The 9,916-nt window shown below is 70.2% G+C and carries 7 protein-coding genes; 3 read left to right on the top strand and 4 right to left on the bottom strand.

Going from position 1 to position 9,916, the window contains the following annotated elements; translation table 11 throughout:
* Window positions 1–109 precede the first annotated feature (109 nt).
* The 4 genes from ACFXB5_RS19445 to eccB form a co-directional block, all read right to left on the bottom strand.
* Window positions 110–391, bottom strand: coding sequence for a WXG100 family type VII secretion target (locus ACFXB5_RS19445; protein ID WP_020868075.1), 282 nt, complete (start codon window positions 389–391; stop codon window positions 110–112).
* 41 nt (window positions 392–432) lie between these two features.
* Window positions 433–771 carry a WXG100 family type VII secretion target gene (locus ACFXB5_RS19440; protein ID WP_351902946.1) on the bottom strand — a complete coding sequence of 113 codons (339 nt, stop codon included), beginning with the start codon at window positions 769–771 and terminating at the stop codon, window positions 433–435.
* A 197-nt stretch (window positions 772–968) separates the two neighbouring features.
* Window positions 969–2,216 (bottom strand): type VII secretion-associated serine protease mycosin, encoded by a 1,248-nt coding sequence (mycP, locus tag ACFXB5_RS19435; protein WP_385209282.1) that lies wholly within the window; start codon window positions 2,214–2,216, stop codon window positions 969–971.
* 17 nt (window positions 2,217–2,233) lie between these two features.
* Window positions 2,234–3,805 carry a type VII secretion protein EccB gene (gene eccB / locus ACFXB5_RS19430; protein ID WP_385209279.1) on the bottom strand — a complete coding sequence of 524 codons (1,572 nt, stop codon included), beginning with the start codon at window positions 3,803–3,805 and terminating at the stop codon, window positions 2,234–2,236.
* Window positions 3,806–3,977: 172 nt separating this feature from the next.
* Between eccB and eccE the strand changes: the two genes are divergently transcribed.
* The 3 genes from eccE to ACFXB5_RS19415 all read left to right on the top strand — a co-directional run bounded on the left by eccE (window position 3,978) and on the right by ACFXB5_RS19415 (window position 9,797).
* Window positions 3,978–5,225, top strand: coding sequence for a type VII secretion protein EccE (eccE, locus tag ACFXB5_RS19425; protein WP_385209276.1), 1,248 nt, complete (start codon window positions 3,978–3,980; stop codon window positions 5,223–5,225).
* A gap of 92 nt (window positions 5,226–5,317) precedes the next feature.
* Window positions 5,318–6,073: a hypothetical protein gene (locus ACFXB5_RS19420; protein WP_385209273.1), complete on the top strand. Its 756-nt coding sequence runs from the start codon at window positions 5,318–5,320 to the stop codon at window positions 6,071–6,073.
* 268 nt (window positions 6,074–6,341) lie between these two features.
* Window positions 6,342–9,797, top strand: a complete 3,456-nt coding sequence (locus ACFXB5_RS19415) for an SCO5717 family growth-regulating ATPase (RefSeq protein WP_385209271.1) — start codon at window positions 6,342–6,344, stop codon at window positions 9,795–9,797.
* Window positions 9,798–9,916: the final 119 nt, after the last annotated feature.

Below are 9,916 nucleotides of genomic sequence, written 5' to 3'. Positions count from 1 at the left end.
TTTGGTGTTTGGGGGGGTGTGTGTGTTTATTACCCCGACCCCGCGGGGGCGGGGCCGAGTGTCCCCGCACCCACGAAACGACCGCAGGCTGTGCGCGCTACGTCTCTCTCTACGACGCGAACCGCTGGCCCTGACGATGGTCATTGGCCCTGTAGCCCTCCGTAGCCTCCAGCAGCTTCTTCGAGATGGTGAGGAGGGTGCTGTGCAGGTGGTCGACACGCTGGTTCCACTCGTGCTGACGCTCGTTGAACGCGCGCTGGGCCTCACCGCTCCACGACTCGGACACACCCTTGACCTGCCTCATGATGGTGTCGAGGTCGGTCTTGAGCGTGTTGGCCTCGTTCCTGACCATGTTGGAGGCTTCGACAACGCCTTCGTACGTAATCTCCATTGAGCTCTAACTCCTGATGCGAGGCGGACGGGTCACGAGGATCAAGAGGCGTGGAAGGAGCCGAGGATGCCGCTCTCCCCGCCACCGACGCTGTTGATGTTCTTGAGCTGGTCGATTTCCTCTTGGTCGAAACCGTCCCGGCTCGCCTTCACCAGTTCGCGGGTGAAGCTCAGCAGCTGGTTCACCCGGCGGACGTCGTTGTTGACCTCCGTCTGGAGGTTGTTGTACGCGCCCGCCGCGATGCCCTTCCAGTGGCCCTCAACGTGGTCGATCACGCTGTTGAGCTTCCCGATTCGCTCGGTCAGCTGACCTTCCATCCAGTCGATGGCGCTCTCGAGGGTCTTGAAATCATGACCTTCTACGCGGAGCTTTTCCGCCATGGCACACCTTCCCCCATGAATCGGATGCGGGGGACGGCCGGTGCTCTGTGGCCGTCCCGTGCGCATCGGACCAAAGCTGTCAAGGATCACTCTAGTCAGCATCCCCGTGTGCATGACCAACAAGTATCCGGTTGTTACACGGATGGGACGCCAGGGACGGCCGGGCAACGACAGGCGTCAAGCACCGTCGACGCCCCTCATGCGTCACGCCGGCGACGCCAGTCACGCAGCACGACCGCACCGCCCGCGGTGATGCCCACAACCACCGCGCCCATGCCCAGGGCGTACGTGGCCAGCCGCGTACGACGCTCCTGCGGGGTCTCGCCCAGGGTGAGGCGCCCGGGCTCGGGCTTCGGGACGTTCGCCGCCGAGCCGGTGTCCGCCGTGGGGTGCTCGATCTTCTTGTCATCGTCGGTGAGGGCCTTCACCGGATCAACCACACCCCAACCGATGAACTGGTCGCGGCCGTTGACGCCCCGCTCCGCTGTCTGTTCGATCTGGGCGATGACCTCCTGCCGCGACCAGTCGGGGTGCTTGGCCCGGATCAGGGTCGCCACTCCGGCCACGTACGGGGCGGCGAAGCTGGTGCCGTTGTCCACGCACTGCCCGCCCTTGGGCACGGTGGAGACCATGTCGACCCCGGGCGCCGCGACGCCGACGAAATCGCCGCTCTGCGAGAAGTACGCGCGCTCGTTGTTGCGGTCGGAGGCGGCGACGGCGAGGACGCCGCGGTAGGACGCGGGATAGGTGCGCTTGGACTCACCGTTCGCGCCGTCGTTGCCCGCGGCCGCGACCACGACCACGTCGCGCTGGACCGCATAGGCGGTCGCCCGCTCCAGATCGCTCTGCGAGACGGCACCCTTGGTGTCCTGGGAGATGTTGATCACCCGGGCGCCCTCGTTCACCGCCTTCTTGATGGCCTGTGCCATCTTCTGCGGTGTGCCCTTGCCCTCGGCGTTGTTCTGCTTGAGGGGAATGATCGTCGCCTCGGGGGCCAGGCCCACGAAGCCGGTGCCCTGGCGCGGGCGGGCCGCGATGATGCCGGCGACCTTGGTGCCGTGCCCGACCTCGTCGACCGTCGGGTCCTCGGCGAGTTTCCGTTCGTCCTTGGAGGCGTCCTTGGCCGGGGGCAGGAAGTTCCCCCCGCGCGCCTTGTCGACGGCGGACTTCAGCTGGATGTTGGTGTCATCGACACCGGTGTCGATGACGGCGACCCGCACCGGCTCGCCGTTCTTCTCCTTGCCCTTGGTGTCCTCCCAGAGGCGGTCGAACACCAACCGTTGCAGCGACCAGGGCGTTCCCTTGATCTGCTTCTTCATCGGGAAGGTGCACTCACCGTTGCCGTCCAGCGAGAGCGCGGCGGCGGACGGTCCGGCGCCGATGCCTGTGGCGGCGGTGAGACACGCCAGTGTCACCGCCGACGACAGGGCGGCCATGCGTGTCATGCGTGGGCGCTCCATGCTCACGAACCCTGGGGCTGTCGTGCGCTGTTGGTGTCCAGACGCGGCCCGACCGGCAGGAACTGGGACCAGTTGAGGGGCACCGGCACCGGCTTCACATCTCCGTACCCCAGCCTGACCTGAGCCTTGTTCGCCGCTGTCTGCCCGCCGGACTGCGCGTCCTGCTGCGCGGAGGAGCCGGAACCGTCAGCCCCGATCTTCGACTTGCCCGAACTGCCGTCGTTGTTGGCCTGCACCTGATAGCGCAGCCCGGTGTCGGTGACGAGGAAGACCTGGCCGGTGCCGGTCGACCTCCCCTGGAACTGCCGGTAGAACAGGCCGGTCCCCGGCGTGACATACGCGCTGGTGGCACCGTCCACGATGGTCGCGGGGTAGTCCCGGCCCGCCCAGGTCTCGAGGGTGGGCGTGCCGCTGTCGGCCACGTTCGTGAGGATGTTGCACACGGTGTCCCTGGCCCCACTCCCGCCCTCGGCGGAGTTCACCTGGCGCGGGGGCTCGGAGGGCCAGGTGGTGTCACCGGCGAACACCGTGGAGTCGGAGACGAAGTCCTGCGGGTTGACCTGCATCGGCTTGCCGAGCTGATTGAGTCCGGCCAACTGCTCACTGCTCAGCAGCAGCTCGGCGGTGAAGTCGGAGACCGGCTGCACCTTTCCCGGCACCACGACATAGTGCTGGACGCCGCCACCTGTCTGCGCCTGGAGCACCATGCCCACCTTGTTGGCCTTGTCCGGCAGGGAGTCGACCCCGGCTGTGGTGTTCGGCTGCCCCGGCACCTGCGGAAACTCCACAGGGGCGCCGTCCTTCAGGGTGTCCAGCCAGTCGTCGGTCACCTGCTGGGGCTTGGCGCCCTCCGAGAAGAGCGTCCGCAGCAGCAGGTTGTACTGGCGGTCGGACATGCTCTTCTCGCCCTTGGGGCCGCCGAGCAGGTACTTGGTACCGGACGGATCGACGAGATAGCGGCCCGTCTTCCCCTGGACGTACAGGGCCTGGCCGCCGCGCAGTCGCTGCGAGCCCTCGACCTTGGACGCCTCACGGCCGGCGAGGATGAAGACCGCCTTCTGGGCGGTCTTGTCCTCTCCGCCGCCGGGCTGCTCACAGACCACCCAGCGCTTCTGCTCGACGGCATCGTCTGCCGAGGGCATACGGTCCGGGGCGTACGGAATTCCGATCGTGGGTCCGCGCGGAATATCACCGTTGTCGAGCTGCGACTCCTTGACCCGGACGATGTCCGACTTGTTCTGGTCCAGCAGGAGTTTCGCCGAGGCAAGGTTGAGGACCGGGTGCAGCTGCTTCTTTCCACCGGTCTTGAGAATCACATATCGGGTCGTCGAGTCGCTGCCGACGATGATGTGGGACGCGGTGTTGTCCCATCCCTTCGGCGCGCTCGGCCGGATCATGCCCCATGCGCCGAATCCGGCAAGGATCAGCGCCCCGACGATGACACCCGGGAGAAACGCGCGCAGCGGACGTGGCGCACCGTCGTCCATGACGGTGGGCGAGGGCTGCACGAACGAGGCAACCATCCGTTTCTTCGCAAAGGTGTAGGCATTGAGCTCGTCCCGCCGCGATGCCATGTCTCGTCCGCTTCTCCCCGTGTGATGGTGCAGTACGTACGCTCGGTCGCCGTAGGGAGATTACTCATCCGCTCGGGTCACCCGACACCCGAGCCACCCTTCACTCGCCTTTCCGATACCGTAAACACACAATCGGCCAGGACAACATCAGGACAAGCGGGGGGTCTCCGGGATGAGCTCTGCCACCCATGTGCGTGCCGCCGTGCCGCGGCAGCCCTCACGCACGGCGAGCCTGGGTCCCCTGCGGCTGTATCAGCTCGTGCTCATCGAGGTGGCCGCCGCGATCCTCGTCGTCGCCTGGACCGTCAACTCACTGCTGATGGTGCCCGCAGGGGTCATCGCCGTGGCGCTTGTGCTGCTCGCGGTGTTGCGGCGCAGGCAGCAGCCGTTCGTCGACTGGCTCGTCGCCATCAACGCGTTGCGCACCCGTCAGAAGCAGGCCAAGGGGCCGGTCCCGGCCGGAATCGACCCGTCGCTCGCGCCCGCCGTCGAATGCGATCCGGCGCTGCGCACCTACGCGTATGTGGCTCGGGACCGCCGCGAGATCGGAATGATCGGCGACGGTACGTTCCTCACGGCGGTGCTCCAGGTCCAGTCGACCGATGCTCCACTGCGGCCGATGCGCACCAGGCGACCGCTTCCGCTCTCGCTGCTGCAGGACGCGCTGGACGTGGACGGCATTCAGCTGGAGTCGGTGCAGGTGGTGCAGCACTCGCAGACCGCGCCCGCACCCCATCTGCCCGAACAGGCCGCGGCGGCGCGCAGTTACGCCCCGCTGCAGGAGCAGGCCGGAGCACCCGCCGTCCGGCTGACCTGGGTGGCGCTCAAGCTGAATCCCGAGCTGTGTCCGGAGGCCATACGGGCGCGCGGCGGTGGCCTGGAGGGTGCTCAGCGGTCCCTGCTGCGCGCGGTTGACCAGCTGGCCAGTCGGCTGACCGGCGCCGGATTCTCGGCACGACCGCTGGCCGAGGGTGAACTCACCACGGCCCTCGCCACCTCGGCGTGTGTCAATCCGCATGCGACGACCCAGGCGGGGCGTGCGAGCACACCTACGCGCCGCACGGTGGAGACCTCGCGCGCCTGGCGCTGCGACGACCGGTGGCACACCACCTACTGGGTGGGGCGCTGGCCGCAGATGGGCCCGGAATCGGTGCCGCTGCCGCAACTCGTGGCGCTGCTGACCTCCATGCCCGCCCTCGCGTCCACCTTCAGCCTGACCCTGACGCATGACGACGGCAGCCGTAACACCTCCTCGGTCACCGGGCACATCAGGGTCACCGGGCGCAGCGACACCGATCTGATCACCGCCCGCAAGGCTTTGGAGCGCGCCGCGCGTGGAGTGCGGGTCGGGCTGGTACGTCTCGACCGCGAGCAGTTGCCCGGTGTACTCGCGACGCTCCCGCTGGGAGGCACCCGCTGATGGCCCCATCCGCCTTCTCCCCCGCCGCATCTCCTTCCGGTCATGGAGCCGATCCGGGTTCCGCCCCCGGAGCGGGCCTGGGGTCCGGTCCCATGATTTCCGGTGCCGGCACCCCCGGGATGGCCGGTGATCCGAGCTCGGCGCGTAGAACGCGTCCCGGTTTCGGGCTCATCGGGCCCCGGCGCGGACGGCAGACACTGCCTCTGGAGGACATGGCTGCGCTGGCGCTGCCCATCGGCGACGACGGCGTCATCATCGGCGTGGACGAGCAGAACCAGCCCGCCGTCCTCGGCTTCAACCGCCCCGAGCCGTTCGACGTGGTCCTCGTCGGCGGTCTGTGGACCGCGCAGGTGCTGGCCTTCCGGGCGGCGGCCACCGGCGCCCGTATCGCCGTCGAGACCGGCCGACCGCATCTGTGGACCAACTTGGTACAGGTCGCGGGCGGTGGACAGCAGTGCATGACCGTCTTCGACGTGGGCCGGGTACCGCCGCAAGGGCCTTCGGTCGGCAGTCCGGTTCTGGTCGTCCGGGACTGCGGCATGCGCCCGCCACGAGGCCGGGTCTCCGCGTTGCCCTGGCAGTCGGTGCTGACCCTGCTGCCGTATCTGAGCCCGGTCGCGCCGCGGCTGCTCGAGCACGCCGGGCTGGTCGGCATTCAGCGCGTCTCGCCGGACGAGGCCGAGGAGATAGGCCGCGTCATGGGCCTTCCACAGGCCGACGTCGCGGCGCTGTCAACGCTTCCCGACTGGGTCACCCTCTGGTGTACACGTACCGGACGGCAGTTCGTAACCGTGCAGGCAACGGATGCCGAGACGGGGCTGCTGGGATCTCCGCGTCGGGTGGACTGATCCGGGTCGAACCCTTCAGGGTTGGTCCGTCGTTGATCGACACCGCTCGAGAGCGGTCCACATCATGCCGTGGACCGCTTCGGGTGGCGGATGGGCCTGCCCCCGCAGCGGTCATGGTGATTAGTCTTGGGGTACCCGGTGGAGCGCCCGTTCAGGGGTCGCCGGCGTCACAAAAGGGGAAAGCCGAACGGTCGGACGACAGTAGCGATCGGCAACAGATCGGCCTCGCCAAGAATTTCAAGGGTGTTCGACCACACCAGGAGGCATTGTGAGCAGCGATCGGGACGAGATCCGCACGGGCGGAAACACACCCGGCGATGATCGGTCCGACGCGGAGACCGAGCACACGGGCGAGTTCACCATCGACTACACCCCACCCGCCTGGTACACGCAGAACGCTTCGTCGTCGTCCTCGCCGTCCTCCACGGCCCCCACGCCGACCGGCGGTTCCGGAGGAGCCGGGACGGGTGCCGGCGCGGGGATGCCGGGTCCGCCGCCTCCGCCGCCCACCGGCAGTCCGGTGCCCGTGCCGGGGGTGCCGGAGCCGAGCGGTTTTCCGGGTGCCTGGCCGCCGCCTGCCCCGGCGCCCTCCTCCGATGTCGCGTCGGACGCCTCCGAGGTGGAGGAGGTCCCCGGGCAGAGGGGGGACGAGGCACGGTCGGAACCGGAGAGCAGAGAGTCCGACTCGGGCATTCGCATGTCGCCTTTGTCTGACTCTGGGTCGGATTCGATTGGTGCCGCGCCCGCGGGTGGCGGCGTCACGGGTGACAGCGTTGCGGGTGGCGGCGTTTCGGACAGCGCTGAGCCCGAGAGCTCCTACGAGTCTTCCGCTCCGGCTGCCGATGTCGAGGCCGAGGACTCCGCGGCGGCTTCCTCTTCCGCTTCCGCTCCCGTCGATGACGACTTCACGCTGGCGCCCGCCGCTGCTCCGCAGGACGACGACGCCTTCCGGCCGGACTCGGAGTACGCCTCCGAGGCGGGCTCCGACGAGGGTGAGAACGGCGATCTGGGCAGCCCCTCCACCGTGCGGTTCTCCACCACCTCGCTGCGGCGCGAGATCGCCGAGAGGCGGAGTGAGGACTCCGGCGCCGGGGTCGCTGATTCCGGTTCCGGTTCGCCTTCGGGCTCCGATTCCGGTTCCGGTTCTCCATCCGGCTCGGATTCCGGTTCCGGTTCGCTTTCCGGCCTCGATTCCGGGTCTGGGACTGGGGCTGGGGCTGGGTTTGCGTCCGGTCCTGGGCCGGACGGCGATTCCGGCTCCTCGGGCTCGGACGACCGCACCGACGACAGCGTGCACAGCGAGGGCACGCTGCGCTTCTCCACGGCCGCGCTGCGGCGTGAGATGGAGGAGCTGAGGCAGGCGAGCGCCGAGCCTCAGGACGCGGTTCCCGAGGACGCCGTTCCCGCGGACGCCGTGCCGCCGAGCGCGCCGACGCCCGAGCAGCCCGCCACCAGCTGGGCCCCGCCGCCCGTACCGCAGGCGGGGCTGCCGCCCCTGCCGCCGGACTTCCAGCCCGCGGCGCCCGAGGACGCCCCACCGGCTCCGGGTCCCGCCCCGGTTCCGGAGCAGCGTACGGACGGGCCCGCCACGCCTGGTGCCGGAGTGCCGCTCCCGCCGCAGGACACCTCCTGGGCGCCTCCCCCGCCCCAGACACACGGTCAGCCCGGGCAGCCCGTCGCCGGGCAGGGGCCGGGGCCGCAGGGCGCGTACGGCTATCCGCGTCCCGGTGAGGGTGTTCCGGGTGCGATCCCCGGCCAGCCCGGCCCGGCTCCACTGCCGGATCAGGCCCCGGGGGTTCAGCCGCCGACGGGCAACGTGCCCGGCCCGCAGGGCGGTTACCAGCAGCCCGGCCCGGGCATGCCGGGTCCCGGTCCGCAAGATGCCCCGGCTCCGCAGGGGCCCCACTACGGCTACCCGCCCCCGGGAGCTCAGCCCGCGCCCGGTCCGGGCGGTCCTGGCGGTCCTGGCGGTCCGGGACAGGGCCAGGGGCCGACGCCCATCCCGGGCGGCTACGGCTTCCCGCAGCCGCCCGCCCCGGACCAGCAGGGCCAGGGCCCGTACCAGCAGCCCCCCGCACAGCCCTACCCCACGCCCCAGCCGGGGCAGGCCGAGCACCCCGGCCAGCCCGGCCAGCCCGCCCAGCCGATGTACCCGGGCCAGCCCGGTCAACCCGGTCAACCCGGTCAACCCGGCCAGCCCGGACCGTATGCGCCGAACGGTCCCGTCCAGGGCCAGCCGCCGCATGGCCCCCAGGGTCAGGGTCAGCAGTTCCCCGGGCAGCAGGGTCCGGGCGCGCAGGGTGGGTACGGCTTCCCGCAGCCCGGCGACGGCGTTCCCGGACCCGTGCCCGGGCAGCCGCCGCAGCCACAGCCGTATGACGGCTACGGCTACCCGCGCCCGGACGCCCAAGCCGCCCCGGCGGCCCCAGCGGCCCCGGCGGCCCCGGCCGACCCCCGTACCGGCGGCTGGCCGACCGTGACGCCCGACCAGCGGCGCCAGGCCGGAGGCGCGGGGGCGCCGCTCGGGTACACCGCCGCGGTCGAGCTCTCCTCGGACCGGCTGATCAAGGGCAAGCAGAAACCGAAGAAGAACACCCCCGGCCCTTCCCGCTTCAAGCTCGGCGGCAAGAAGGAGGAGGCGGAGCGGCAGCGCAGGCTGGAGCTGATCCGCACGCCGGTGCTCTCCTGCTACCGCATCGCGGTGATCAGCCTCAAGGGCGGTGTCGGCAAGACCACGACGACCACCGCCCTCGGGGCGACCCTGGCCATCGAGCGCCAGGACAAGGTCATCGCGATCGACGCCAACCCGGACGCCGGCACCCTCGGCCGCCGGGTCCGCCGGGAGACCGGTGCGACCATTCGCGACCTGGTCACGGCGATCCCGTACCTCAACAGCTACATGGACATCCGGCGGTTCACCTCACAGGCGCCGTCGGGGCTGGAGATCCTCGCCAACGACGTGGACCCGGCGGTCTCGACGACGTTCAACGACGACGACTACCGCCGCGTCATCGACGTCCTGGGCAAGCAGTACCCGATCATCCTCACCGACTCGGGCACGGGCCTGCTCTACAGCGCCATGCGCGGCGTCCTGGACCTCGCCGACCAGCTGATCATCATCTCCACGCCCTCGGTGGACGGCGCGAGCAGCGCCAGCACCACCCTGGACTGGCTGTCCGCGCACGGCTACGCGGATCTGGTCTCGCGGAGCATCACGGTGATCTCCGGGGTCCGGGAGACCGGCAAGATGATCAAGGTCGAGGACATCGTGTCCCACTTCGAGACCCGCTGCCGCGGGGTGATCGTCGTGCCGTTCGACGAGCATCTGTCGGCGGGCGCCGAGGTGGACCTGGACATGATGCGGCCCAAGACCCGTGAGGCGTACTTCAACCTCTCGGTCATGGTCGCGGAGGACTTCACCCGCGCCCAGCAGGAGCAGGGCCTGTGGACGGGCGACGGAGGGGCCCAGCCGCCGCAGGTGGCCCCGCCGATGCCCGGACAGGCCCAGCAGCAGCCCTACCCGGGCGCCTACGCGCCTCAGCAGGGCCAGCAGCCGCAGTACCCCGGGTACCCGCAGCAAGGCGGCCAGCAGGGCTGGCAGCAGTCCTACGAGCAGGGGCAGCAGCCGCAGCCCGGCCAGCCGTGGCAGCAGGCCCAGCCGGGGCAGCCCGGCCAGTCCGGGCAACCGGGGCAGCCCTGGCAGCAGCAGCCTCCGCAGCAGTAGCGCGCGAAGAAGCGGTTTTGCCCCCCCGGGGCGGGGTGAGCTGGACCCGGGGGCCTGACGGGGTGGCCCGGCCCCCCCGGGGGCGGGGGGCCGCGGCGCCCCCCCGCCCCCCCCCCCCC

Origin of the sequence: Streptomyces sp. NPDC059455 (assembly GCF_042750115.1) — a bacterium.
Classification (GTDB): domain Bacteria; phylum Actinomycetota; class Actinomycetes; order Streptomycetales; family Streptomycetaceae; genus Streptomyces; species Streptomyces endocoffeicus.
Note: the sequence above shows the minus strand (reverse complement) of the source record. Positions and strands in the feature narration are given on the sequence as shown.

Bases quoted from the DNA above. Each gene is read 5' to 3' on its own strand.
- ACFXB5_RS19445 (WP_020868075.1), bottom strand. From the start codon at position 391: ATGGAGATTACGTACGAAGGCGTTGTCGAAGCCTCCAACATGGTCAGG.
- ACFXB5_RS19440 (WP_351902946.1), bottom strand. From the start codon at position 771: ATGGCGGAAAAGCTCCGCGTAGAAGGTCATGATTTCAAGACCCTCGAG.
- mycP (WP_385209282.1), bottom strand. From the start codon at position 2,216: ATGACACGCATGGCCGCCCTGTCGTCGGCGGTGACACTGGCGTGTCTC.
- eccB (WP_385209279.1), bottom strand. From the start codon at position 3,805: ATGGCATCGCGGCGGGACGAGCTCAATGCCTACACCTTTGCGAAGAAA.
- eccE (WP_385209276.1), top strand. From the start codon at position 3,978: ATGAGCTCTGCCACCCATGTGCGTGCCGCCGTGCCGCGGCAGCCCTCA.
- ACFXB5_RS19420 (WP_385209273.1), top strand. From the start codon at position 5,318: ATGATTTCCGGTGCCGGCACCCCCGGGATGGCCGGTGATCCGAGCTCG.